This window comes from Pelagibacterium lacus, assembly GCF_003345525.1.
Classification (GTDB): Bacteria; Pseudomonadota; Alphaproteobacteria; order Rhizobiales; family Devosiaceae; genus Pelagibacterium; species Pelagibacterium lacus.
Map to the genome: position 1 here is coordinate 43,511 of NZ_QQNH01000017.1, position 22,254 is coordinate 65,764.

A 22,254-nucleotide genomic window follows, 5' to 3' on the forward strand; every position below is an offset into this window, starting at 1 on the left:
TCAGGCGGCGCGGAGCGGCTTCAGCGCCCGGGCCCATTTGGCCAGTTCGCCCAGCATCAGGTCGGCGCCCTCTTCCATCTGCGCATTGGGCGTGAAGACCCCATCGGCGATGAATTGCGGGAAGAACGGCACCGGCACCGATTGCGGCAGCGCGTGCACATTGACGTTGCCCAGCAATTGCCGCAGCCCCTGAGCTCCCCGGAGCCCGGCTGAAACGCCGCCAAAGCTCATCACCCCGGCCGGCTTGTACGCCCATTCCTTGAGCACCACCTGGATCGCGTTGACGAGGGCGGCGGGCGGGAAATAATCGTATTCGGGCGTGACGAACACATAGGCGTCCGCCGAGGCCACGCTGGCGCTCCAGCGCTTTGTCGGCTCGTTCTGGTAATTCTGCAGGCGAGGGTGGCTCTCTTCGTCGAGCAGCGGCAGGTTGAAATCCATCAGGTCCACCAGTTCGACCTCGAACGCGTCATGGCCCCTGGCCCGCGCGGCGATCCATTTGGCAAGGATCGGGGCCACGCGGCCCGGGCGGGTGGAGCCGATGATGATGTTGAGCTTGATGGTCATGACTGGTCCTTAAAATCCGAAAAGCGCCGCGAACATAGGCAGGCGCGCCCGATCCGCAAGACGGCACACCGATGTAACCGGACCAACGATTAGGGCTGGATACGCGACACCTTGCGGTCCGCGCTCATGGTCAGCGCCAGGACGACAAAGGCAAAGACCAGCATGCCGAAGGCGATGATATGGGCTTCGGTCCAGCGCAACTGCTCGACATAGTCGAAAATGGCGATCGAGAGCACCTTGGTGCGGCCGGGAATATTGCCCCCGATCATCATCACCACGCCGAATTCGCCCACCGTATGCGCAAACCCCAACACTGCGGCGGTGAGATAACCCGGCCGGGCCAGCGGCAAGATGACCAGCAGGAAAGCCTTGGGGAAACTGAAGCCCAGCGAATAGGCCGCCTCGAGCGGCCCCGACCCGAGCGCGACAAACGTATTGCGCAGGGGCTGTACGACGAAGGGAAGGGAATAGAACACCGAGCCGATCACGAGGCCGGGAAAGGTGAAGGCGAGCGTCCGCCCGCCCCACAGCCCGGCCAGCCATCCCCCCGGGCCGTTGGTGCCCAGGAGGATCAGCATGTAAAAGCCCAGCACCGTAGGCGGCAGCACCAGCGGCAGCGCCACCAGCGCGTTGACCACCACCGTCCAGCGCGATTTCGACCGCGCCAGCCACCAGGCCATCGGGGAGCCGATGACGAGGAGGATGACCGTCGTGACGAAAGCCAGCGTCAGCGTGAGCTGCACCGCTGGCCAGATATCGACGAGAAGACTCACTCGCCGGCGAACCCGTAGCCATAGGTCGCGATGATCGCCCGGCCGTCTTCGCCCTGCATGAATTCGAGGAAGGCCCGCGCGACGTCATTGTCTGCATTGACCAGCACCGCATCCTGCGCGATCGGCGTGTAGAGATCGGCATCGACGATCCAGCGCGACCCGTCCTCCCGCTCGATGATCTGCGACAGCGCTACGAACCCCAGTTCGGCATTGCCGGTATCGATGAACTGGTAGGTCTGGGAAATGTTCTGCCCCGTCACCAGCCTGTCGGCAACGGCCTCAGTCAGGCCCAGGGCCACGATGGTTTCCACCGCCGCGGCGCCATAGGGCGCGGCCGCCGGCTCGGCGATGGCCAGCTGCGTGAAATCGCCCTCCAGGCTTTCCGGACCGGTCACCCGGTCGGGCTCGATCGAAAACAGCGCCAATTGGCCGATGGCATAGGTGAACAGGGTATCGCCTTCCGCCAGCCCTTCCTCGACCAGCATGGCCGGCCGCTCGTCATCGGCGGCGAGCAGCGCATCGAACGGCGCGCCCTGGGTGATCTGCGCATAGAGCTGGCCCGTGGCCCCGAAGGAGAAACCGATTTCGTGACCCGTTTCCGCGCCGAAAGCGGCGGCCAGTTCCTCGGCTGCGGCGGTGAAATTGGCCGCGACGGCGATCTGTGCGTCCTGCGCGCTGGCGGCACCGGCAAAGCCCAGTCCTAGAGCGGCCAGTACGATGGAAGAAGCAATGCGCATGAAAGTCCTCGATATGTCTGAATGAATAGGTCGAGCCTTGCACAGCCCGCCTCAGGGATCAATCGATATGTTCGCACGGAAATATCGCTCGTCGGAATTCTCCGGCCTCAGAGCAATTTGCGCAGGGCCGTGACATCCTCGGCGATCGCCGCCTCGGTCTTTTGCTCCATGGCGCGATAATAGGCGAGCACGGCCTTGCCGGTTTCGGTCAGATGCGCCCCGCCCTGCGCGGCCCCGCCGCGCATGGTCTCGACCAAGGGCGAGCCGAGGCCGGCATTGAGCGCCTGCACGAGGCTCCAGGCGCGCTTGTAGCTCATGCCCATCGCCTTGCCCGCCGCCTGGATCGATCCGGTCGCGGCGATCCCTTCGAGCAGGTCGGCCCGGCCCGGCCCAATATAGAAGTTTTCGCTGAGGGTAATGCGCAAATGCCCCAGCCCCGAACGCGGTACGGGCCGCCGCATCAGGCGGAAAGCTGGGCGGCCTGCGCGGCCAGCGAGCGGATGGCGTCGAAATCGCCCGCCGCGATCGTCTCGCCCGGCACCACCCACGACCCGCCGACGCACACCACATTGGGCAAGCGGAGATAGGTCTTTGCCTTCTCCAGATCGATCCCCCCGGTGGGGCAGAACGAAATGTCGGGCAAAGGCGACGCGAAGGATTTGAGCACCGGCGCCCCGCCCATGGCCTCGGCGGGAAAGAATTTGAGATAGCTATATCCCATGAGCGAAGCCGCCATGGCTTCGCTGGGCGAGGCGATGCCCGGCAGCAGCGGGATGGCGATGTCCTCGGCCGCCTCGAGCAGCGCCACCGGCGCGCCGGGCGAGACCATGAACCGGCAGCCCGCATCGCGGGAGGCCTCCATGTCGGCCTTCTTGCACACCGTGCCCGAGCCGACCACGGCGCCCGCGACCTTGGCCATTTCCGCGATGACCTTGAGCGCATTTGGCGTGCGCAACGTCACCTCCAGCGTGGTGAGCCCACCCGCCACCAGCGCCTCGGCGAGGTTGCGCGCGCTCGCCACGTCGTCATGGATGATCACCGGTACGACCGGAGCAGCCGTGAGAATGGATTTGAGTGTCGCGGCATCCTGGGCCATGGCGGTCTCCGTCGAAAGTCCAACTCCGTGGTGACCCTCTAGCACGGGCTTTATTGAATTGGGAACCAAAACTCCCTAAGTGGACCCGGCGGCACTGACGTCGCATCGTATATTCGCCGCGCGGGGGACCCCCATATGATCCAGCAGATCAACGCCACGACGCCCATCGATGAGGCGCGCGCCGTGCTCGCCGCCGATTTCGACCTGAAATATTCAAAGGCGATCGAGACCGAGACCAGCCCGATCTTCGAGAAGCTCAAGGACCGCATCCCCGACATCGAATGGCCCTTCTATGCGCCGCTGATCTTCCAGATCAATCGCCTGAAGCGCGAGAAGAACGCCGTCATCCTGGCGCATAACTACCAGACGCCGCAGATCTATTACGGCGTCGCCGACGTGGTGGGCGACAGCCTGCAACTGGCCGTCGAGGCGACCCGGGTCGATGCCGACATCATCGTCCAATGCGGCGTGCATTTCATGGCCGAGACCTCCAAGCTGCTCAACCCGCAGAAGACGGTCCTGATTCCCGACAGCCGCGCTGGCTGCTCGCTGGCCTCCTCGATCACCGCCGAGGACGTCCTCGCCATGCGGGCGCAATATCCCGGCGTGCCTGTGGTCACCTACGTCAATTCCTCCGCAGCGGTCAAAGCGGTCACCGATGTGTGCTGCACCTCGTCCAATGCCCTGCGGATCGTCGAGGCGGTGGAAGGCGACACGGTCATGATGATCCCCGATCAGTATCTGGCCCGCAACACCGCCAAGAAGACCAAAAAGAAGATCATCACCTGGGCCGGCGCCTGTGAGGTGCACGAGACCTTCACCGCCGCCGACATCGCCGAACTGCGCGCCGCCTATCCCGGCGCCAAGATCATCGCCCATCCCGAATGCCCGCCCGAAGTGATCGACGCCGTCGATTTCGCCGGCTCGACCTCGGGCATGATCGATTGGGTCAAGAGCGAAAAGCCCGCCAAGGTGGTGATGGTCACCGAATGTTCGATGAGCGACAACGTCGCCGCCGAGACCGAGGGCGTCGCCTTCCTGCGCGGCTGCAACATCTGCCCGCACATGAAGCGCATCAACCTCGAAAACATCCTTTGGAGCCTGCACACCGGCACCGAGGAAGTGACCATCGCCCCCGAACTGATGGAGCCGGCCCGGGCGGCGGTCGAGCGCATGATCGAGATGTCCGCCCCTAAGGGTTGAGCGCGCACATACACTTCAGTAGTGCTTGCCAACCGGCTTAGCGGGCCATAAACCTCCCCCAACTGCAGGGGACCGATGGACATTTTCGATAACGTCTTCAACGCCGAGGGCGTGGTGATCGTGGGCGCGGGCCTGGCGGGCTTGTTCTGCGCGCTCAAGCTCAGCCCCCGCCCGGTCACCGTGCTCTCGCCCATGCCGCTGGGCTCCGGCGCCTCCTCGGCCTGGGCCCAGGGCGGGGTTGCCGCCGCGGTGGGCGAAAACGACAGCGCCAGCGCCCATGCGCGCGACACCGAGATGGCCGGGGCCGGCATCGTCGACCATGGCGTAGCCGAATCCGTCACCGCCGAGGCCGCCGCCCGCATCGACGACCTCGCCCGCTGGGGCACCCCCTTCGACCGCGATGCCCTGGGCCAGTTCATCCTGTCGCGCGAAGCCGCCCATTCGGCCAATCGGGTGGTGCGGGTGTCCGGCGACCGGGCCGGCCACGCCATCATGCAGGCGATCATCGCCAAGGTGCGCGCCACCCCGTCCATCCGCGTGGTCGAGGGCATCACCGCCGTCGATCTCGCCCATGCCGAGGGACGCATCATCGGGGTGTTCTGCCGCCGGCTGGGCGATCGCTATGTGGAGCCGGTCTTCATCCGCGCCCGCGCCACCGTGCTCGCGGCGGGCGGGCTGGGCGGGCTCTATGCCACCACCACCAATCCGCCCTCCGTGCGCGGCCACGCCATGGGCATGGCGGCCCGCGCCGGTGCGGTGATCGCCGATCCCGAATTCGTCCAGTTCCACCCCACGGCCATCGTCACCGGCCGGGACCCGGCGCCCCTCGCCACCGAAGCGCTGCGCGGCGAAGGCGCCGTCCTCGTCAACGATCTGGGTGAGCGCTTCATGCCCGCCATCCACCCCGATGCCGAACTGGCCCCGCGCGACATCGTCGCCCGCGCCAATTTCCGGCAGATCCAGTCGGGGCGAAAAGTGTTCCTCGATACCCGCGAGGCGCTGGGCGCGGCCATCCTCACGGCCTATCCCACGGTCGCCCAATATTGCCGGATGGCCGGGATCGATCCCGTGACCGAGCCCATCCCGGTCACCCCAGCCGCCCATTACCACATGGGAGGCGTCAAGGTGGACGAGGACGGCCGCTCCTCGCTGCCCGGCCTCTGGGTATGCGGGGAAGCCTCCTGCACCGGGCTGCACGGCGCCAACCGCCTCGCCTCCAATTCGCTCCTCGAGGCCATCGTCTATGGCGCACGCATCGCCGAGGATATTTCGGGGCTCGAGCCGGCCCGCGCCCTCCTGCCGCCCTTTGAAGGCATCGGGTGGGACGCCGATCTGGGCGCCCGCGCCGAGGACGTCTTGCGCAATCTCAAGGCAGTGCGCGACCTGCGCGCCGTGATGACCGCCGATGTCGGGGTGGAGCGCAACGCCGAGGGGCTGAGGCGCGCGCTGCGCACCATGCGCGAACTCGAGGAGACCGCGATCGAGGTCACCCGCGCCTATCTCAACATGACCACCTCGGCCACGCTGGTCGCCGCTGCCGCCCTCAAGCGCACCGAAAGCCGCGGCGGCCATTTCCGCACCGACTATCCCCAGTCCTCCGAGAACTGGCAGAACCATACCGAAATGACCCTCGCCGAGGCCCGGGCCATCCGCGACCTGTAGAGGGTTTCCAGGAAAAGTGGCACCGGTTTTCCGGTTCGGAAACGCGATAAAATAAAAACTTAGGGCCGTTGCTCAGCCTTGGGCCAGCACGGCGTCCACTTCGGCCCGGCTCGGCGGATTGCAGCCGATATAGCCGCAATTGAGCCCGGCGGTTATCGCTCCGAAGCGGAGAACCTCCCCCAGCGCCGCGGCGTCGAGGCGTCCCATCACGCCGGGCTTCAATGCGTCGCGGTCGGCGAGCGCGGTGAGAACGCCCGCCATCAGGCTGTCGCCCGCCCCTACCGTGTCGCCAAATTGCGCGGGACGATGGATCGGCGCCCGGGCTTCCTCGGTCGCCGTAAAGGCGCGCGAGCCCCCCTCCCCCAGCGTCACGACCACCAGCTCCACATGCGGCCGGGCCAGCAATGCGCGCGCATGCGCCTCGATCGATTTGCCCGGGTCGAGCGCCGCCAAATCCTCGTCGGACACCTTGACCAGATGCGCCAGGTCGAGAAAGTCCGACAGCCTCTGCCTATAGCCCGCGAAGTCGGAAATCAGCGACGGGCGCACATTGGGGTCGATCGACAAGGTGGTGCCCCGCGCCGCCACGGCCTTGACCACATCGAGCCAGATCGCCGCGTCCTCCGCCTCGATGGGCAGAAAGCCGCCGATCTGGAAGAGATCGATCCGTTCGGGCAACGCCGCCAGCAGCATGTCGCGCGAGATGTCGCGCTCGGCGGTTCCCTGGCGGTAAAAGCTGTAGGCGGGCAATCCCCTGGCGTTGCGCGTCACCACCGCCAGCGTCGTATTGCACGCCGACCGCTCGCCGATCAGCGTCTCCACCCCCGCCGCTTGGAGCGGCCCCAGCAGCAGGTCGCCGAAGCTGTCCTTGGAGATCGGGCACAAAAAGCCGGCCTGGCCTCCCAACCGCGCCAGCGCGATGGCGCAATTATAGGGCGAGCCGCCTTCATGGGCTTCCATTTCCATGCTCGCGCCATGCGCATGCGGCCGCGCCACCAGATCGATCAGGCTTTCCCCGGCCACCACGAACATAGATGCTCTCCCTCACCATTGCCGGTTCTCTAGCCCAGATGCTGGCATTCGCCAAGATGGCGGGCGGATGCCAGGAACTGCAACCTTTACAGCCGCCTCCCGTTCTGCAAATCAGGGCGCAAAGCCGCCCATCAACGAGGGAACCTCAATGGATACCATAGAAATCCGCGTCGATCCCTTTCCGGGCCAGCGCGAATTGTCCGACCTGTGGCGGGCGACCTGGGAAATCGATGGCGTCGCCGATTTCCAGTCGGTCCTCACCCGCAGCCTCACCCATGTGGCCGCCTATCTCAACACCCAGGTGATCGGCTTTGCCAACATGGCCTGGGATGGCGGCGTGCATGCCTTTCTGGTCGATGTCTGCGTGCATCCCGACTACCGCGACCTCGGCATCGGCCAGTCCATGGTGCAAAAGGCGATCGCCATCGCCCATAAGCGGGGCATCGCCAAGATCCATGTGGATTTCGAGCCGCATCTGCGCGAGTTCTATCTGTCCTGCGGCTTCACGCCCACCGATGCTGGCGTGCTCACCATCCAATAGGTTTCCCAATGAACGACGACAGGCTGACGGCGCTGGAAGAGCGCGTGGCGCACCAGGACAAGACCATCGAGGAACTGAGCGAATTGATCGCCGCCCAGTGGCGGGAGATCGACCGGCTGAAACGCCAGCTTCAAATGGTCGACGACCAGCTCGCCTCCGTCGAGCAGCTGGCCCGCAGCGGCCGCGCCGAGCCGCCCCCGCCCCATTACTGATCCGGCCTAGACCGACAGGCACAGATATTTGATGTTGAGGAAATCCTCGACGCCATATTTGCTGCCCTCGCGCCCGAAGCCGGACTGCTTGACCCCGCCAAAGGGAGCCACTTCGGTCGAGATGAGGCCGGTATTGATGCCCACAATGCCATATTCGAGCGCTTCGGCGACCCGGGTGATGCGGGATACGTCGCGGCCGTAGAAATAGGCGGCGAGTCCGAATTCGGTGGCATTGGCGAGTTCGATCGCCTCCTCCTCGGTGTCGAACCTGAACACCGGGGCCACCGGTCCGAAGACTTCCTCGCGGGCCAGCCGCATGGTCTTGTCCGCTCCGATGATGAGGGTGGGCGGATAAAAAGTCCGCTCCCCGGTCGGCGCACCGCCCATGGCGATATCGGCGCCCTGCTGGCGCGCATCGGCCACCAGTTCCTCGACCTTCTCGACCGCCTTTTCCGTGATCAGCGGGCCGAGCGTCACGCCCTCCTCCATGCCGTTGCCGACCTTGAGCCCGGCCATCTTCTCTCGGAGCTTTGCAACAAAGGCGTCATGAACCCCGGCCTGCACATAGATCCGGTTGGCGCAGACGCAGGTCTGCCCCGCATTGCGGAACTTGGACACCATGGCGCCCTCGACCGCCGCATCCAGATCGGCATCGTCAAAGACGATGAAAGGGGCATTGCCGCCCAGTTCCATGCTCATGCGCTTGATCCCGTCGGCGCATTGCCGCATGAGGATCTTACCCACCTGGGTCGAACCGGTGAAGCTGATTTTGGCGACATGGGGATTGGCGCACAATTCCTGCCCGATCGCCGCCGAATCCGTGCCCGGTACCACATTGAACACCCCCGCGGGGAAACCGGCCCATTCCAGCAGCCGCGCCATCGCCAGCGCCGAGAGCGGGGTCTCCGAGGCCGGCTTGGCCACCACGGTGCACCCCACCGCCAGCGCCGGCGCCAGCTTGCGCGCCAGCATGGCATTGGGGAAGTTCCATGGGGTGATGACGCCGACCACACCGACCGGCTGCTTGATCACCGAGATCCGCGCCTGCGGCGTATGGCCGGGGATCGTGTCGCCATAAACCCGCCGCGCCTCCTCGGCGAACCATTCGACGAACCCGGCGCCGTAAAGGATTTCTCCCTTCGCCTCGGCCCAGGGCTTGCCCATCTCCAGCGTCAATATGGTGGCTAGGTCGTCGGCATGCTCTACCATCAGCCGATGGAGCACCTTGAGGAGGTCCGCCCGTTCCTTGGCCGATCTGGCCGCCCAGTCGCGCTGCGCCTTGCGCGCCGCGGCGATGGCGTCCCGCGTCGCCTGGGTGGAAAGATCGGGCACCTGCGCCAGCACCTCGCCCGTCGCCGGATTGTCCACCCGGAACACCTTGCCCCGCGAGGACACGGTGTTCCATTTCCCGCCGATGAACCCGCCGGCCACCAGCAGGCGCGGCTCTTTGAGCTTGTCGGTCAAGGCGGCTGTGAGGGTCATGGCGTACTCCTTTAAGACCGTGTCCTGCCCGCTCGCCGGAGGCCGAAATCGGGACCTCTGCAGCCATGCGACTTTTCCGGCGGGCGGAAATGTGTACTTTATATTGAATTTGCGCCCGGATGGGCCACGATGACACTATATTTTTTACGAGCTTCATGACCAGCGCCGATCAAACCTACGCCTTTCTGACCCCCAATCCCGAGCTTCCGCGCGGTAGTCTCACCAATCATGTGACACAACAATTGCGGCGCGCCATTATCGGCATGCGTCTTCGGCCCGGCACCATGATCGACAAGGCCGAGATCTGCGCCCGGCTGGGGGTGTCGCGCTCGCCGGTGGCCACCGCCTTTGCCCGGCTGGAAGGCGAAGGGCTGCTTGAGATCATCCCCCAGCGGGGCACCATGGTGTCCTATGTGTCGTTTGACGCGGTGCGCGAATACGTCTTTATCCGCAAGGCGCTGGAAGGGGAGATTGTGCGCGCCCTGGCCAGCGCCCACGAGCCCGGCCTGCTCGACCGCCTCCACGCCAATATCGCGCAGCAGGAGGCGTGTACCGAGCCCGAGGACCGCGAGCGCTACGACCGTCATGATCTCCAGTTTCACCGCATGCTCACCGATGCCCTGGGCTTCCGGCGCCTGCAGGCCATGGTCGATAGCGCCCGGGGCCATCTCGACCGCATGCGCCGCATGACCAATTCCAGCCTCCGCATGCGCGAAAGCATCGGCGAGCACCTAGCCATCATCAAGGCGATCGCCAAGGGCGACGGCCAGGGAGCCGCCACGGTCATGCACGCGCATCTGGACAGCATCATCACCGAGATGCAAGGACTGCGTCACAAGCATCCCGACCTGTTCGACGACCGCAAGCGCTGATCGCCCAGGGAACTCCCGCACCGGGTTCGGGCTTCATCCAGGGTGAAAGGAAAAGGCAATGAGTGAACCGCTTGCCATCGAACATCGCCGCGACGGCAGCCGCGGCCGCTATTGGGCCGATCTGGGCCAGGGCGCCGAGGGGGAACTGACCTATGTCCTCCGCGACGACGGCACCATGGTCATCAACCACACCGGCGTCCCGCCCGCCTTCGAGGGGCGTGGCATCGCCCTGCAACTGGTCAAGCGCGCCGTAGCCGACGCACGCGAAGGCGCGTTCAGGATCGTGCCGCAATGCCCCTATGTGGCCGTCCAGTTCCGCCGTCACCCCGATTGGAGCGACCTACTGGCCTGAGGCCGGGCGCAAGACCTCATCCGCGATGGACCGCGTCGCTTCCCGGTCGAACACTACGGCCCGGTCGCGGCCGCCATCCTTGGCGGAATAGAGCGCCGCGTCGGCCATGCCGATCGCCACGTCCAGCGTATCCTCGCCGGTGATCACCGTCGCCCCGATACTGATCGTGGCCGAAATCCGCTCCCCCGACCCGAGCACGATCGGCTTTTGCCGCATCATGTCCCCGAGCGCTTCGGCCACCCGGCGCAGCCCTTCCGCCGTGCAGCCATGCACGAGCACGATGAATTCGTCCCCGCCCCAGCGCGCGCAGATATCGACGCGCCGCAGCGCCGCCGTCAGCCGGCGCGCCACTTCGATCACCACCTGGTCCCCCGCCGCGTGCCCGGCGCTGTCGTTTATGGATTTGAAATGATCGATATCGACCAGCATCAGCCCGCTGGTCTCCTGGGCATCGCCCGCGCGGCGCCTCTGGGTGGCAAACCGCGCCTCGAAACCCCGCCGGTTGTGGATCTTGGTCAACTCGTCGAGATTGGCCAGCGATTGCAGCACCTCGGTGCGCTGGCGCACCTGGCCTTCGAGATCCAGCCGCGCCTCGGTGATGGCGTCCGACATTTCGATGACCGCATGCGACAGCCGCCCGATCTCGTCATTGGACGGGTCGGGCGCCATGCTGGCCCGCCGCCCCTCGCGCATGGATCGCAGCCCCGCCTCCACCCGTTCCAGCCTCCCCAGCACCACGACGCGAAACATGATGCACAAGACCAGGGCCACCGACAGCAGCACCCCGATGGTGCCCGCCGCAACCGGCCAGAACACCTTGCGGTCGATGATCGCGCCCAAATCCATCGCCGTGACATTGTACCAGCCGATATGGTCGAGATAGCCGACCCCGACCAGCCTTTCGACCCCGCCCATGCTCATCGGCGCGCTGATGAAGGCATTGGGGTCCTCGCGCGCCGCATCCATCAGCGCCCGCAGCACGCGCTGGCCCTCCGCGGTATCGACCAGGGCGAATATGGTCTGCTTTTCCGCCATCTCCTTGGTGATCGAGCGGAAATCGACCAGCGAGGCATCCGGGTGCGCCTGCACCGCGCCGCTCTGGTCGACGAAGATGGATTCGATCCCCCGCCCGGGCAGTTCGACCACGTCGCGGATGAAACCGGACAGATCGAGCCCCGTCCCCACCATGCCCAGAACGCGCCCGTTCTCGCTGACGAGGCAGTTGATCCACACCTTGGTGACCTTGAGCACGTCGTCGACATTGACGTTGGGATAGCATCCCTCGCGCCGCTCGCGCGTGGCATAGTACCAGGAGTCGCGCTCCAGCTCCGGATCGAGCGTATAGCTCAGGGGATTGGCGGCGTAGCTCTGCTGGGCGTCGTTGAAATAGTAATTGCCCGACCCGTTGACCACCAGGAACACGCTGCCATCGGCAAAAGCGCTGCGGTAATGCTCCATATCCGCCAGCCCGCGCGCCTTGAGGTCGGGATCGTTCTCGTCCTTGAACCAGGCGACGATGGCCGGGGCGCGGGAAAAGCTTTCGGCCAGCGCCAGTTCCGCATTGAGAACCGCCATGCCGCGATGGCGGTCATACTGCACCTGCCGTTCGGCGATCATGGCGCCGAACTGGCCGGTAAGATGATTGATGATGTGGGAAAAGGCCAGCCACCCGGCCGCGCCCACCACGATGACCACCGCCAGGGCGAGCGAAAACACCCGCGTCCGCAGCGTGTCCCCGACGATCCGTCCTGCCAGCGATCGCAGCATCGCCCTTGCGTCTCCCATTCCGGCGCATGGGGCCGGAACGGCAGGGACCCTAAGGGACAATGGTTAGTGGCTTGTTAACTTTGGGCGAACGAAACGAAGCGCGCCACGGCGTTGAGTTCGCCCGGCACGATCTCGTGGCCGCCCTCGTGCCAGAAGGCTTCGGTGGCCGCGCCCTGGGCGGAGAACCACGAGATCAGCGCTTCCGTCTTTGGCGCGGGGCAGATGGGATCGCGCCGGCCGGCGGTGATCAGCACCTTGCGCCCTGAAAGCCCGGCCACATCGCCCGGCGTCCAGGGGATGAGCGGATGCATCAGCACCGCCGCGTCGACCAGTTCGGGGTGGGCGATCATTACCGCGGCGAGGATATTGGCACCATTGGAATAGCCCAGCCCGATCAGCGGCCCGTCCGCCTCGAGGCCCTTGAGGAAATCGGCCATCTTCTCGGTGCGCAGCCGCAAATCGTCCATGTCGTAGACGCCTTCGCCGGTGCGCCTGAAAAAGCGCAGCGCCCCGCCCTCGGATACATCGCCCCGCGGCGCCACCAGCCGCGCCTCGGGCAGCAACTGCTCGCCCAGCCCGAAGAACTGGTTCTCATCGCCGCCGGTCCCGTGCAGCAATACGAAGGTCGGGGCCTCGGCCTCGGTGGCCGGCTTTTCCTTGAAGATATAGGTCATCGTCCAAATTCCCTGTCTGTGCCGCTTACCGGTCGTCGATGTCGGGCAGGTGGGTTTCCAGCCAGCCCCTCAGATGCTCGTGCTGGCTCGGGAGCTTGAGGGCTTCCCCCAGATGCGCGCTGTCCTCGTCGCGGTCGAAACCGGGCTCATTGGTCGCGATCTCGAACAACACGCCCCCCGGCGTGCGGAAATAGATCGCATAGAAATAGTCGCGGTCGATCACCGGCGTGACCTGATAGCCCGTATCGAGCAGCGTCCGGCGCACATCCTCCTGGACCGCGCGATTGTCGACGGCAAAGGCGATATGGTGCACCGAGCCGGCCCCCAGGTCGCCGCGCGGCATGTTGGGCAGGGTCTGCAGGTCGATCACATCGGCCCCATTGCCGCCCGGAATGACGAAGCGCTTGATGCCCTTGGAGGTGTCGGCATGTTCATAGCCCATGAATTTGAGCAGATCCTCGGTCGGCCCGCTGTCCCGCAGCCGCAGGACGGCCCCGGCAAAGCCGCGAATGGCCTCGTCGCCATCCACCGCCCCGCCCGTCCAGGCCGCGCGCGGATCATCCTTTGCTTCCACCAGCGCGAAATGGTCACCATCCACCGCCGCGAAGCGCAGGCGCTTTTCGCCAAAGCTCTCCTCGTTCATCACCCCGGCAACGCCCTTTTCCGCAAAGCGTTCCTTCCAGAAACCCAGGCTGCCCTCGGGCACCGAGAACACGGTCTCGCCCACTTCCCCGGTGCCGGGACGGCCCCGGATGATATTGGGAAACGGGAAATAGGTCATCACCGAGCCCGGCGTGCCCATCTCGTCGCCATAATAGAGGTGATAGACCGACGGTTCGTCGAAATTGACGGTCTTTTTCACCCGGCGCAGGCCGAGCGTATCGGTGAAGAAGCGGTTATTGGCATTGGCATCGCGCGACATCGACGTGACGTGATGCAATCCCCTGATCTGGTCCAGCATGGTTCGGTCTCCAATCCCTGAGCAAGGCGCATGGGTTTCTGGAGACCAATATAGACCGCCCATCGGCGCCGATAACCGGCCCGATGCTTCATGGACCATTCGCTATCGTCGAACGATCAGGTAGGGGAAATGCGATAGGCGCAGCGCCGTGCGCCCATGACGATGTGATCCTCGCGCACCACGCTCGCTCCGGGTCCGAGCACGTCCCGGAACACCGCGAGCTCGGCGCGGCAGAAGTTCTGGCACGCCGTCGCCGCGGCGCAGATCGGGCAGTGGTTCTCGAACAGCCGATACCCGCCCGCCCCATCGGCCTCCCAGGCGGCCATATAGCCTTCGCGGGAGCGCAATTCGGCCAGCTTGGCCACGCGTTCCCCCAGCGATTTCGCCCCCTGCATGGCCGCGTAATAGGCTATTTTGGTCCGGTCCTCGCGCGCGTCGATGATCCGCGACACCGCATCGAGGCCGAGCTGTTCGCCCAAAAGCCCCAGCAATTCGACGGTCAGCGCGGCATGGGTATCGGGAAAGCGCTCCTGTCCCTTCGCGCTCAGGCGCCAGAATTGCGACGGGCGGCCCACCCCCTGAGACTGGCTCCAGCTCTCCACCACGCCCTCGTCGGCCAGCCGCACCAATTGCTGCCGCACCGCCTCCCCGGACGTCCCCAGAGCCTTGCCCAGCGCCGCCGCCGTCTGGTCGCCATGCATCTTAAGATGGAACAGCACCCGCTCGGCCGCATTGCGGGGCGTCCAGCTCTGCGCATCGGGCTCCGGCGCCGGCAGGGAGCCGGGCGGAACGGGCGCTGGTGTGAGCATCGGTTTGCTGCTTGACATGGCTTCGGAGCGACATTTAGAAAGCACTTGCTTGGAAAATACAAAGTCCGGCGGCCAAGATCAACCCCGCTCACATCGCGTCGCCGCCGGCCCGAAAAGGCCGCTATGCACAAGATCGCAACCGCATCCCCGCTCGACGGGCCCCATCGCCTTTCCCTTGCCTGCGCCGACCACCCCGCGGCGCGCGATGCCGTTCCTGCCGCCCAGTTCACCTCGACCATGAGCACGCTGGCCTCGTCGGTAAGCGTGGTCACCGCCGCTGTCGGCGGCGCACGGCATGGCCGCACGGTGACCGCGCTGCTGTCGCTGAGCGCCGAACCCCCGGCCATTCTGGTCTCGATCACCCGGGACAGCGAACTCGCCCAAGCGATCGAAGACGCCCGGGCCTTTTCGGTCGCCGTGCTGGCAGAGGACCAGGGCGCGATCGCCGATGCCTTTGCCGGCTTCGGTCCGGCCGACCGGTTCATCGCGGGAAACTGGGAGACCTGGCCCTCGGGCCAGCCCCGCCTCACCGGCGCCATCGCCACCCTCGATTGCGCGCTGGCCGGGACCATCGCCATGGACACGCACCTGCTGTTCGCCGGCGTGGTCATCCACACCCGCACCCATCCGGACCGGCGTCCCCTGCTCTGGCATCGCCGCGCCTATGCCGGGCTGGATGCCGCTTCCGCATCAACCCAACCCGGATAGGGCGCTTGCCCTATCCCCTTGCTGCCCATCATTGGGCTTGCCAGCGTGTCCTCCCCCGATAATATCGCCTATCTGGACGCAACCAAACCCATCGACTGTGGAGGTCATCATGCTGGGGACTGCACCATCCGCCGGGCGCATCGCGCTCGCCGCCGCGTTCGCCTTGGGGCTCATGACGTCTGCCGCCTCGGCCCAGGACAAGACGCCGGACGATCCGCGTCTCTTCGCGCCGGGGCAGTTGACCGTCGCCACCTCCGACCCGGTCTTCCCGCCCTGGATGATGGATAACGACCCTGCCAATGGCGAAGGCTTCGAAAGCGCCCTCGTCTACGCCATCGCCGAAAAGATGGGCTTTGCCCCCGAAAACGTGGTCTGGGTACGCGAAACCTTCGACCAGGCCATCGCTCCCGGGGCCAAGAACTATGATTTCGGCATCCAGCAGATCTCGGTCACCGAGGACCGCAGCGCCATCGCCACCTTCTCGGACGTCTATTACCAGCCGCAAAAGGCCGTGGTCGCCATGCCCGGTTCGGTGGTCGGCGACGCGACGAGCTTTGCCGATCTGCGCGAAGTGCGCTGGGGCGTGATGATCGGCACCACCGATCTCGACTATGTCGCCCAGATCATCGGAGTGACCGACGCCGCCGTCTATAATGACCAGGTCGGCCTGTTCCAGGCCCTGCAGGGCAATCAGATCGACGCCGTGGCGACCGAATTGCCCACCGCGCTCTATCTCACCGCCGTGCAGGTGCCCGAGGCCGAGATCGCCGCCATCCTCACCCCGGACGAGAACGATTATGGCCATGGCCTCATCTTCGAACAGGGCAATGATCTGGTCGAGTGGGTCAACGAGGCCATCGCCGAACTCCAGGCCGACGGCACCATTGACGGGCTGGTGGCCCAATTCCTGATCGCCGATCCCGACCTGCCGGTCATCACTGAATGAGCGTAAGCCTGCCGCCGCAAGGCGCCGGAGAGGGCGCGGACCTCGACAGGGGACCGCGCCGCCCCCGCCCCCCGGCAAGAAAGAGCCTCACCGCCACCGAACGCTATGTGCCCACGCTCATCTCCATCGCGATGGTGGTGCTGGTCTTTGGCGCGGTCGCCCTCACGGTGACCTCGGCCGAGCAATGGCCGCGCATCGCGCGCCAATTCTTCGATCTGGGCGCCATGATGGCCTCCTTTCCCCAGGTCCTGCGCGGCTTCTGGCTCAACATCCAGATCTGGGTGGCCTGCCTCGCCGCCATCATGGCCTGGGGCCTGGTCCTGGCCCTGCTGCGCGCCCTCACCGGTCCCTGGTTCGCGCCGGCCCGGGTCTTCACCGTCATCTATATCGACCTGTTCCGCGGCCTGCCGGTGCTGCTGCTGGTCCTCATCTTCGGCTTCGGCATTCCCGCGCTCAACCTGCCCGGCCTGCCCAATTCCGCCCTCTTCTGGGGGGCCACCGCCATGGTCGTCTCCTACGCCGCCTATTCGGCCGAAATCTACCGCTCGGGCATCGAGGCGGTGCATGACGGCCAGCGCGCCGCCGCCAAGGCCTTGGGCCTTTCCCAATGGCAGACCATGCGCTACGCCATTCTTCCCCAGGCCATCCGCAACGTCATGCCGGTGCTGCTCAATCTCGCCGTAGCGCTGCAAAAGGACGTGGCGCTGCTCAGCGTCATCGGGGTGCGCGACGCGGTGCGCGAGGCCCAGATCTACACCGCCCAGACCTTCAACTATTCCTCCCTGATCGCCGCCGCGCTGCTGTTTCTCGTCGCCACCATCCCCATGGCGCGGCTGACCGACTATTTCTCGAGGAAAGACCGCGAACGCCGCCTGCAGGGGGTGCTGTGACCCTGCCCCGCCTCTCCATCGAAGGCCTCACCAAATATTTCGGCGAGGTCCTGGTGCTCGACGATATCTCGCTCGATGTCGCCCCGCACGAAGTCGTCTGCCTCATCGGCGCCTCGGGCTCGGGCAAGTCGACGCTGCTGCGCTGCATCAATAAGCTGACCGAATTCGACTATGGCACCATCGCCCTCGATGGCGTCTCGATCGACGATCCGGGCTGGGGCCGCAACGGCCTCTATCGCCGGGTGGGCATCGTGTTCCAATCCTACAATCTCTTCCCCCATATGAGCGTGATGGAGAACATCACCCTCGCACCCATCAAGGTCCATGGCATCGCCAGGGCCGAGGCGCGGGCCAATGCGCGCGAGCTGCTCGCCGCCTTTGGCATGGACAGCCGCGGCGACGCCTATCCCGAGCAGCTTTCCGGCGGGCAGCAGCAGCGCGTCGCCATTGTCCGAGCGCTGGCCACCCACCCCGAAGTGCTGCTGCTCGACGAGGTGACCGCCGCCCTCGATCCCGAACTGGTGGGCGAGGTCCTCGCCATCATCCGCCGGCTCAAGGCCGAGGGCATGACCATGGTGATCGTCACCCATGAAATGGGTTTTGCCCGCGAGGTCGCCGATCGGGTCTGCTTTCTCTCCGATGGCCGCATCGTCGAGGAGGGCGAGCCCGGGACCCTGTTCTCCGCCCCGCGCCATCCGCGCACCCAGAAATTCCTCCAGCGCATCATCGAAGCCGGCCGGCTTTGACGCGATGATCGCGCCCACCCAATGAGACATGCCCATGGCGAGCCTTGACAGGATAGACCGCAGGATACTCATGGAACTGCAACAGGACGGCCGCATCACCAATGCCGAACTGGCCCAGCGTGTCGGTCTGCCGCCCACCTCCATGAGCGACCGGATGCGGCGGCTGCAGAAGCAGGGCTATATCAAGGGCTTCAAGGCGGTTCTCGATCCCGAGCAGATCGGGCTCGGCCTCCTGGTTTTCATCGAAGTCTCGCTGGACAAGACTACCCCCGACAATTTCCAGAAATTCGCCAGCGCCGTCCGCAAACAGCCCGAAGTGCTCGAATGCCATATGGTGGCGGGCGGCTTCGACTATCTGGTCAAGGCCCGGCTGCACGACATGGCCCGCTATCGGGTATTTCTCAGCGAGGTTCTGCTTTCGCTTCCCGGCGTCAAGGAAACCCGCAGCTATCCGGTGATCGAGGAGGTCAAGGACGAGGGCATCCTGCCGCTCTGACCGGGCCGCTCAAAGCGGCTTGATCGACACGATCTCGATCGGGTCGACGCGGCCACCGGCTTCGAACTCCACCGTCTCGCCGATTTCGGCCTCTTCGAGCGCCTGGGCCAGCGGCGCCGTATAGGCGAGATAGCCCCCTCTAGGATCGGCCTCGTCTTCCCCGACGATCCGCAAGGTCTGCATCCGCCCCGCCCGTTTGACGGCGATTTCGGTGCCGAACCCCACGGCATCCAGGTCGCCGCTGCGCTCGACCAGCTGCATGGTCGCCCGCCGCGCCTCCCAATAGCGCAGGTCGCGCCGGGCATGTTCGGCGTCTTTTCCGTCCAGCGTTTCGAGTGCAAGGGTCAGGCTGTCGATCTCGGCTGCGATCAGCTCTGCGCCCCGCCGCGTCACGAGATTAGGGGCCGAACTGACCGTCCGCTCGGGCAGCTTCTGCTCGGGAACGTCATCGATTTCCTTGACAAAGGCGCGGCTCATGCCACCCCCCTTTTTCCATGGGCCTATGCGCGGAACAGCCGCTCGGCATGCCAGCGCAGATGATCGTCCATGAAGGTCGAGATGAACAGATAGGAGTGATCATAGCCCTCGCGCATGTTGAGCGTGAGCGGTATGTCCGCCTTGGCGCAGGCCTCCTGCAACAGCCAGGGCCGCAGGCCATCATCGAGGAAGCTGTCGGCCGTCCCCTGATCGACCAGAAGTTCGGGCAGTTTATGGCCGTCCGCGATCAGCAGCGTCGTGTCATAAGCGCGCCAGGCCGTTTCGTCCGAACCGAGATATTTCTCGAAAGCCGGCCGCGACCAGCCCGCCGTCGAAGGCTGCGCGATGGGCGCGAACGCCGAGACCGAGCGGAAGCGGTCGGGGGCCTTGAGCGCCAGGGTGATCGCCCCGTGTCCGCCCATGGAATGGCCGAAGATCGACTGGCGCGTCATGTCGAGAGGGAAATTCTCCGCCACCAGTTGCGGCAGTTCCTCGGTGATATAGCGCGCCATGCGGTAATGCGTGGCGTAGGGGGCCTGCGTCGCGTCGAGATAGAAGCCGGCGCCCTTGCCGAACTGCCAATTGTCCGGCTCGTCGGACACGTCGTCGCCGCGCGGACTGGTGTCGGGGCAGAGGATCGCCATGCCGAGTTCGGCGGCCAGCCGGCGATATTCGCCCTTGTCCATCACGTTCTGATGCGTGCAGGTGAGGCCGGAAAGATACCACAACAGCGGCACCTTGCCCTTTTCCGCCTGCGGCGGGAGGAACAGCGCGAACGTCATCTCGCAATTGCAGGCCGTACTGGCATGGCGGTAAACGCCCTGCGTGCCGCCAAAGCTCCGGGCGGTTGAAACTGTTTCCATGGTCATCTCCGCATTGTTCCGTGCCGCGTCGCTATTTGAGATAGGTCCGCAGGATTTTCACTACCATATCGATGTCGGCCTCGGGCTCGACCGTCCCGGCGGTTCCGAAGGTCTCGCGCAGATGGCTTTCCAGCACCTCGGCCATCAGCCCATTTGCGGCACCGCGCAACGCCGCGATCTGCTGCAAGAGGACGCCGCAATCGGCCTCCGCCTCCACCGCGCGCTCCAGGGCCTCCGCCTGCCCCCTGATCCGCCGCAAGCGCATGATCGCACGCTGTTTCTCTTCCGGCGAATGCGGCATCCCACCTCTCTTTCGCCCCAGTCTTATATACCCCCAGGGAGTATGGCAAGCCACCGGGCCGGAACCTCCGCCACCCCAGCGAGTTCGTATTCTCATGATGCGACGCAGCAGCACATGAGAGGCCGGCGATGTTTGATTATGACTATGCCCGGCGCCGCATGGTCGAGGCGCATATCGTGGGACGCGGTGTGCGCGACGAGCGGGTGCTTGCGGCGCTGCGAACCGTGCCGCGGGAGGCGTTCGTCGACAAGGGCTACGAGGCATTCGCCTATGAGGACGGCCCCTTGCCCATCGGCAACGGGCAGACCATCTCCCAGCCCTTCATCGTTGCCCGGATGGCGGAGGCGGCCGGGATCGCTCCCGGGGACCGCGTGCTCGAGATCGGCACCGGATCGGGTTATGCTGCGGCGATCCTGGCGGAACTCGCGTCCACGGTGTTCTCCATCGAACGCCATGGCGAACTGGCAGCAAAGGCCAAAAGGCGCCTGCGCCGCGCCGGCTATGGCAACGTCGCCATAAAAGTTGGCGACGGCACCAAGGGCTGGGCGGAACGAGCCCCGTTCGATGCCATTCTCGTCGCCGCCGGCGGGCCGTCCGTGCCCCTGTCGCTGAAGAACCAGTTGGCGATCGGCGGCCGCCTCGTCATTCCGGTCGGCGATCGAAGCGGCGAGCAGCGCCTGCTCCGGGTCACCCGAAGCGCCCCAGACGCCTTCGCGGAAGAAGACCTCGGGGGCGTGACGTTCGTCCCCCTCATCGGCGAAGAGGGTTGGGCAAATCCAGCCACGCCACCTTAAAATTCTCCCGCGCCCATGCCGCAATCGCCCGGAACGTTCCCATTCGGGATCCGATCAGGACCTCACCGCCGCGTATAGTCCACGGGCACGTTGAGGGTGAGCCGGGCCGGGGGCAGGCCGGCGGGCGGGGTCGGCACGGGCGAACTCCTGGTGATGAGGTCCAGCGCCGCCTGATCGAGCTCGGCAAAGCCCGACGATCGCGCCAGCCCGACCGACTGGACGCGGCCGGCGGTGTCGATGACGAAGCGGACCACAGCCACGCCCTGCTCGCCGCGTTGCTGCGCGCCGGGCGGATAGCTGCGCCGCTGCGCCAGATGCCGCAGCACGCTCGACTGCCATTGATCGATCGCCCGATCACTCGCCTGAACCCCGACCGCCGTCTGGGGCGCGGCGGCCTGCTCGGCCTGCTGTGCCGCGGGCGGCGGTGCGGAGGTCTGGTTCGCGGCCGGCCGGGGCTGCTGCGGCGGCGTGAAATCCGTGCGCGGCGTATTGGCGCGAAGCTCGGCAATCTCGGGCGGCATGGGCACGGGAACCGGAACAGCCGGGTCCGGAACCTCGACCTCCGGAACATCCATGATCGGCTCTTCAAGCTCGGGCTCGGGCTCTGGTTCCGGCTCAGGCTCTGGCTCGGGTTCCGGCTCTGGCTCTGGCTCTGGCTCTGGTTCAGGCTCCGGCTCGGGCTCTGGTTCAGGCTCCGGCTCGGGTTCTTCCTCTTCCGGCTCCTCCTCTGAGGGCGGCACTTCGTCCGATTGCAGCATCGGGTCGCCCTCCGGCACGTCCAGTTCCTCGGTGAGCGGGGAGGTCTCGACCTCGGCGAATTCCACCATGACCACGGTCGGCGGGCCACCGGCTGGCTCTTCGGGTCGCGGCCAGCTCTCCATCGCCCAGACGCCCCCGACGCAGGCGAACAGGACGATTGCGCTGGCCGTGCTCCACAGGGCCGCGTCGCCCCAGCCGGTGCGCAGGATATCCTCGGAAACGGGACGCTGGGACTTGGCGGTCATGGCGCGCTCTGTTCATCCCCGGAGGCGGGCGCAGGCACCGAGGACACCGATTCCAGCCCCACAAGCGCGAGCCTGACATAGCCGGAAGCGCGCAGCAGGTTCATCACCTCCATGAGCTCGCCATAGGCCACCACCCGATCGGCCCGCAGAAACACCCGGGTTTCCCTGTCACCCTCGGTCAGAGCATCGATCGCCGCGGGCAACGCCTCATGTGTCAACGGCGGGGTAAAAGTCGGCCATTGGGCGGCGCAAAACCAGGCCACTTGATGTTGGGGGTATCGAGCGCCGG

Annotated in this window: 28 protein-coding genes; 12 read left to right on the plus strand and 16 right to left on the minus strand. The window is 65.7% G+C overall.

Translation table 11 applies throughout. The features are described from left to right. From DVH29_RS11805 to eda, 5 genes are all read right to left on the minus strand, one after another. The gene (locus DVH29_RS11805; RefSeq protein ID WP_114646385.1) at positions 1–567 is read right to left on the minus strand and encodes an NADPH-dependent FMN reductase; all 567 of its coding nucleotides are present in this window, start codon (positions 565–567) and stop codon (positions 1–3) included. An 89-nt stretch (positions 568–656) separates the two neighbouring features. Then, a complete protein-coding gene (gene modB / locus DVH29_RS11810) occupies positions 657–1,340 on the minus strand; it encodes a molybdate ABC transporter permease subunit (protein WP_114646386.1) in 684 nt (227 codons plus the stop codon). Next, positions 1,337–2,077 carry a molybdate ABC transporter substrate-binding protein gene (gene modA / locus DVH29_RS11815; protein ID WP_114646387.1) on the minus strand — a complete coding sequence of 247 codons (741 nt, stop codon included), beginning with the start codon at positions 2,075–2,077 and terminating at the stop codon, positions 1,337–1,339. The genes modB and modA overlap by 4 nt, the downstream gene beginning before the upstream one ends. A 107-nt stretch (positions 2,078–2,184) precedes the next feature. Beyond that, positions 2,185–2,538 (minus strand): winged helix-turn-helix domain-containing protein, encoded by a 354-nt coding sequence (locus DVH29_RS11820; RefSeq protein ID WP_114646388.1) that lies wholly within the window; start codon positions 2,536–2,538, stop codon positions 2,185–2,187. Continuing rightward, on the minus strand, positions 2,538–3,173 hold the full coding sequence (eda, locus tag DVH29_RS11825; RefSeq protein WP_114646389.1) for a bifunctional 4-hydroxy-2-oxoglutarate aldolase/2-dehydro-3-deoxy-phosphogluconate aldolase: 636 nt from the start codon (positions 3,171–3,173) through the stop codon (positions 2,538–2,540). The genes DVH29_RS11820 and eda overlap by 1 nt, the downstream gene beginning before the upstream one ends. A 135-nt stretch (positions 3,174–3,308) precedes the next feature. Here eda and nadA point away from each other — a divergent pair, with 135 nt between their 5' ends. Both nadA and DVH29_RS11835 read left to right on the plus strand, forming a co-directional pair. Further along, positions 3,309–4,376: a quinolinate synthase NadA gene (gene nadA / locus DVH29_RS11830; RefSeq protein ID WP_114646390.1), complete on the plus strand. Its 1,068-nt coding sequence runs from the start codon at positions 3,309–3,311 to the stop codon at positions 4,374–4,376. A gap of 75 nt (positions 4,377–4,451) precedes the next feature. Then, positions 4,452–6,038, plus strand: a complete 1,587-nt coding sequence (locus DVH29_RS11835) for an L-aspartate oxidase (RefSeq protein WP_114646391.1) — start codon at positions 4,452–4,454, stop codon at positions 6,036–6,038. Between the two features lie 72 nt (positions 6,039–6,110). Here DVH29_RS11835 and DVH29_RS11840 read toward each other — a convergent pair whose 3' ends face one another. After that, the gene (locus DVH29_RS11840) at positions 6,111–7,070 is read right to left on the minus strand and encodes a carbohydrate kinase family protein (RefSeq protein WP_114646392.1); all 960 of its coding nucleotides are present in this window, start codon (positions 7,068–7,070) and stop codon (positions 6,111–6,113) included. 148 nt (positions 7,071–7,218) lie between these two features. Here DVH29_RS11840 and DVH29_RS11845 point away from each other — a divergent pair, with 148 nt between their 5' ends. Both DVH29_RS11845 and DVH29_RS11850 read left to right on the plus strand, forming a co-directional pair. Then, positions 7,219–7,611, plus strand: a complete 393-nt coding sequence (locus tag DVH29_RS11845) for a GNAT family N-acetyltransferase (RefSeq protein ID WP_114646393.1) — start codon at positions 7,219–7,221, stop codon at positions 7,609–7,611. An 8-nt stretch (positions 7,612–7,619) separates the two neighbouring features. Continuing rightward, the gene (locus tag DVH29_RS11850; RefSeq protein ID WP_114646394.1) at positions 7,620–7,823 is read left to right on the plus strand and encodes a SlyX family protein; all 204 of its coding nucleotides are present in this window, start codon (positions 7,620–7,622) and stop codon (positions 7,821–7,823) included. A 6-nt stretch (positions 7,824–7,829) separates the two neighbouring features. Here the strand turns inward: DVH29_RS11850 and DVH29_RS11855 are convergent, their stop codons facing one another. Continuing rightward, positions 7,830–9,305, minus strand: coding sequence for an NAD-dependent succinate-semialdehyde dehydrogenase (locus DVH29_RS11855; RefSeq protein ID WP_114646395.1), 1,476 nt, complete (start codon positions 9,303–9,305; stop codon positions 7,830–7,832). A 155-nt stretch (positions 9,306–9,460) separates the two neighbouring features. Between DVH29_RS11855 and DVH29_RS11860 the strand changes: the two genes are divergently transcribed. Together DVH29_RS11860 and DVH29_RS11865 are read left to right on the plus strand one after the other, a co-directional pair. Further along, positions 9,461–10,177, plus strand: a complete 717-nt coding sequence (locus DVH29_RS11860) for a GntR family transcriptional regulator (protein WP_158541656.1) — start codon at positions 9,461–9,463, stop codon at positions 10,175–10,177. Between the two features lie 58 nt (positions 10,178–10,235). After that, the gene (locus DVH29_RS11865) at positions 10,236–10,529 is read left to right on the plus strand and encodes a GNAT family N-acetyltransferase (RefSeq protein WP_114646397.1); all 294 of its coding nucleotides are present in this window, start codon (positions 10,236–10,238) and stop codon (positions 10,527–10,529) included. Here DVH29_RS11865 and DVH29_RS11870 read toward each other — a convergent pair. From DVH29_RS11870 to DVH29_RS11885, 4 genes are all read right to left on the minus strand, one after another. Beyond that, positions 10,518–12,296 carry a GGDEF domain-containing protein gene (locus DVH29_RS11870; protein WP_158541657.1) on the minus strand — a complete coding sequence of 593 codons (1,779 nt, stop codon included), beginning with the start codon at positions 12,294–12,296 and terminating at the stop codon, positions 10,518–10,520. The genes DVH29_RS11865 and DVH29_RS11870 overlap by 12 nt on opposite strands. Positions 12,297–12,370: 74 nt before the next feature. Continuing rightward, positions 12,371–12,970, minus strand: a complete 600-nt coding sequence (locus tag DVH29_RS11875; protein WP_114646399.1) for an alpha/beta hydrolase — start codon at positions 12,968–12,970, stop codon at positions 12,371–12,373. 25 nt (positions 12,971–12,995) lie between these two features. Beyond that, positions 12,996–13,931: a VOC family protein gene (locus DVH29_RS11880; protein WP_114646400.1), complete on the minus strand. Its 936-nt coding sequence runs from the start codon at positions 13,929–13,931 to the stop codon at positions 12,996–12,998. A 116-nt stretch (positions 13,932–14,047) separates the two neighbouring features. Beyond that, positions 14,048–14,632 carry a helix-turn-helix transcriptional regulator gene (locus tag DVH29_RS11885; RefSeq protein WP_199562581.1) on the minus strand — a complete coding sequence of 195 codons (585 nt, stop codon included), beginning with the start codon at positions 14,630–14,632 and terminating at the stop codon, positions 14,048–14,050. 231 nt (positions 14,633–14,863) lie between these two features. Here DVH29_RS11885 and DVH29_RS11890 point away from each other — a divergent pair, with 231 nt between their 5' ends. From DVH29_RS11890 to DVH29_RS11910, 5 genes are all read left to right on the plus strand, one after another. Then, positions 14,864–15,448: a flavin reductase family protein gene (locus tag DVH29_RS11890; RefSeq protein WP_114646402.1), complete on the plus strand. Its 585-nt coding sequence runs from the start codon at positions 14,864–14,866 to the stop codon at positions 15,446–15,448. Between the two features lie 109 nt (positions 15,449–15,557). After that, on the plus strand, positions 15,558–16,394 hold the full coding sequence (locus DVH29_RS11895) for an ABC transporter substrate-binding protein (protein ID WP_114646409.1): 837 nt from the start codon (positions 15,558–15,560) through the stop codon (positions 16,392–16,394). After that, positions 16,391–17,284, plus strand: coding sequence for an amino acid ABC transporter permease (locus DVH29_RS11900; RefSeq protein ID WP_114646403.1), 894 nt, complete (start codon positions 16,391–16,393; stop codon positions 17,282–17,284). Before DVH29_RS11895 ends, DVH29_RS11900 begins: the two co-directional genes overlap by 4 nt. A 2-nt stretch (positions 17,285–17,286) precedes the next feature. Then, positions 17,287–18,030 carry an amino acid ABC transporter ATP-binding protein gene (locus tag DVH29_RS11905; protein ID WP_439331623.1) on the plus strand — a complete coding sequence of 248 codons (744 nt, stop codon included), beginning with the start codon at positions 17,287–17,289 and terminating at the stop codon, positions 18,028–18,030. 34 nt (positions 18,031–18,064) lie between these two features. Further along, positions 18,065–18,526: an Lrp/AsnC ligand binding domain-containing protein gene (locus DVH29_RS11910; protein ID WP_114646410.1), complete on the plus strand. Its 462-nt coding sequence runs from the start codon at positions 18,065–18,067 to the stop codon at positions 18,524–18,526. A 9-nt stretch (positions 18,527–18,535) separates the two neighbouring features. On the opposite strand, the gene DVH29_RS11915 is transcribed toward DVH29_RS11910, so the two are convergent. From DVH29_RS11915 to DVH29_RS11925, 3 genes are read right to left on the minus strand one after another with little or no spacing between them, the layout of a single operon-like run. After that, positions 18,536–19,003: a GreA/GreB family elongation factor gene (locus DVH29_RS11915; RefSeq protein ID WP_114646405.1), complete on the minus strand. Its 468-nt coding sequence runs from the start codon at positions 19,001–19,003 to the stop codon at positions 18,536–18,538. A gap of 23 nt (positions 19,004–19,026) precedes the next feature. Next, positions 19,027–19,866 (minus strand): S-formylglutathione hydrolase, encoded by an 840-nt coding sequence (gene fghA / locus DVH29_RS11920; RefSeq protein ID WP_114646411.1) that lies wholly within the window; start codon positions 19,864–19,866, stop codon positions 19,027–19,029. Positions 19,867–19,897: 31 nt separating this feature from the next. After that, on the minus strand, positions 19,898–20,167 hold the full coding sequence (locus DVH29_RS11925) for a metal/formaldehyde-sensitive transcriptional repressor (RefSeq protein WP_114646406.1): 270 nt from the start codon (positions 20,165–20,167) through the stop codon (positions 19,898–19,900). Between the two features lie 128 nt (positions 20,168–20,295). Between DVH29_RS11925 and DVH29_RS11930 the strand changes: the two genes are divergently transcribed. Beyond that, complete coding sequence (locus DVH29_RS11930; protein WP_114646407.1) at positions 20,296–20,961, plus strand: protein-L-isoaspartate(D-aspartate) O-methyltransferase; 666 nt, start codon at positions 20,296–20,298, stop codon at positions 20,959–20,961. Positions 20,962–21,023: 62 nt separating this feature from the next. On the opposite strand, the gene DVH29_RS11935 is transcribed toward DVH29_RS11930, so the two are convergent. Together DVH29_RS11935 and DVH29_RS16530 are read right to left on the minus strand one after the other, a co-directional pair. Beyond that, positions 21,024–21,965, minus strand: a complete 942-nt coding sequence (locus DVH29_RS11935; protein WP_114646408.1) for an energy transducer TonB — start codon at positions 21,963–21,965, stop codon at positions 21,024–21,026. After that, positions 21,962–22,254 (minus strand): biopolymer transporter ExbD (locus tag DVH29_RS16530; RefSeq protein WP_342769893.1); only part of this gene is annotated, 293 nt, incomplete at its 5' end. The genes DVH29_RS11935 and DVH29_RS16530, both read right to left, overlap by 4 nt.

Excerpts from the sequence above, each read along its gene's own strand:
- DVH29_RS11835 (WP_114646391.1), top strand. The coding sequence starts at position 4,452 with ATGGACATTTTCGATAACGTCTTCAACGCCGAGGGCGTGGTGATCGTG.
- DVH29_RS11895 (WP_114646409.1), top strand. The coding sequence starts at position 15,558 with ATGCTGGGGACTGCACCATCCGCCGGGCGCATCGCGCTCGCCGCCGCG.
- DVH29_RS11930 (WP_114646407.1), top strand. The coding sequence starts at position 20,296 with ATGTTTGATTATGACTATGCCCGGCGCCGCATGGTCGAGGCGCATATC.
- DVH29_RS11900 (WP_114646403.1), top strand. The coding sequence starts at position 16,391 with ATGAGCGTAAGCCTGCCGCCGCAAGGCGCCGGAGAGGGCGCGGACCTC.
- DVH29_RS11850 (WP_114646394.1), top strand. The coding sequence starts at position 7,620 with ATGAACGACGACAGGCTGACGGCGCTGGAAGAGCGCGTGGCGCACCAG.
- DVH29_RS11890 (WP_114646402.1), top strand. The coding sequence starts at position 14,864 with ATGCACAAGATCGCAACCGCATCCCCGCTCGACGGGCCCCATCGCCTT.
- DVH29_RS11855 (WP_114646395.1), bottom strand. The coding sequence starts at position 9,305 with ATGACCCTCACAGCCGCCTTGACCGACAAGCTCAAAGAGCCGCGCCTG.
- DVH29_RS11875 (WP_114646399.1), bottom strand. The coding sequence starts at position 12,970 with ATGACCTATATCTTCAAGGAAAAGCCGGCCACCGAGGCCGAGGCCCCG.
- DVH29_RS11860 (WP_158541656.1), top strand. The coding sequence starts at position 9,461 with ATGACCAGCGCCGATCAAACCTACGCCTTTCTGACCCCCAATCCCGAG.
- modA (WP_114646387.1), bottom strand. The coding sequence starts at position 2,077 with ATGCGCATTGCTTCTTCCATCGTACTGGCCGCTCTAGGACTGGGCTTT.
- DVH29_RS11910 (WP_114646410.1), top strand. The coding sequence starts at position 18,065 with ATGGCGAGCCTTGACAGGATAGACCGCAGGATACTCATGGAACTGCAA.
- eda (WP_114646389.1), bottom strand. The coding sequence starts at position 3,173 with ATGGCCCAGGATGCCGCGACACTCAAATCCATTCTCACGGCTGCTCCG.
- DVH29_RS11880 (WP_114646400.1), bottom strand. The coding sequence starts at position 13,931 with ATGCTGGACCAGATCAGGGGATTGCATCACGTCACGTCGATGTCGCGC.
- DVH29_RS11935 (WP_114646408.1), bottom strand. The coding sequence starts at position 21,965 with ATGACCGCCAAGTCCCAGCGTCCCGTTTCCGAGGATATCCTGCGCACC.
- nadA (WP_114646390.1), top strand. The coding sequence starts at position 3,309 with ATGATCCAGCAGATCAACGCCACGACGCCCATCGATGAGGCGCGCGCC.
- DVH29_RS11915 (WP_114646405.1), bottom strand. The coding sequence starts at position 19,003 with ATGAGCCGCGCCTTTGTCAAGGAAATCGATGACGTTCCCGAGCAGAAG.
- DVH29_RS11870 (WP_158541657.1), bottom strand. The coding sequence starts at position 12,296 with ATGCTGCGATCGCTGGCAGGACGGATCGTCGGGGACACGCTGCGGACG.
- DVH29_RS11820 (WP_114646388.1), bottom strand. The coding sequence starts at position 2,538 with ATGCGGCGGCCCGTACCGCGTTCGGGGCTGGGGCATTTGCGCATTACC.
- DVH29_RS11865 (WP_114646397.1), top strand. The coding sequence starts at position 10,236 with ATGAGTGAACCGCTTGCCATCGAACATCGCCGCGACGGCAGCCGCGGC.
- DVH29_RS11840 (WP_114646392.1), bottom strand. The coding sequence starts at position 7,070 with ATGTTCGTGGTGGCCGGGGAAAGCCTGATCGATCTGGTGGCGCGGCCG.
- fghA (WP_114646411.1), bottom strand. The coding sequence starts at position 19,866 with ATGGAAACAGTTTCAACCGCCCGGAGCTTTGGCGGCACGCAGGGCGTT.
- DVH29_RS11805 (WP_114646385.1), bottom strand. The coding sequence starts at position 567 with ATGACCATCAAGCTCAACATCATCATCGGCTCCACCCGCCCGGGCCGC.
- DVH29_RS11845 (WP_114646393.1), top strand. The coding sequence starts at position 7,219 with ATGGATACCATAGAAATCCGCGTCGATCCCTTTCCGGGCCAGCGCGAA.
- DVH29_RS11885 (WP_199562581.1), bottom strand. The coding sequence starts at position 14,632 with ATGCATGGCGACCAGACGGCGGCGGCGCTGGGCAAGGCTCTGGGGACG.
- DVH29_RS11925 (WP_114646406.1), bottom strand. The coding sequence starts at position 20,167 with ATGCCGCATTCGCCGGAAGAGAAACAGCGTGCGATCATGCGCTTGCGG.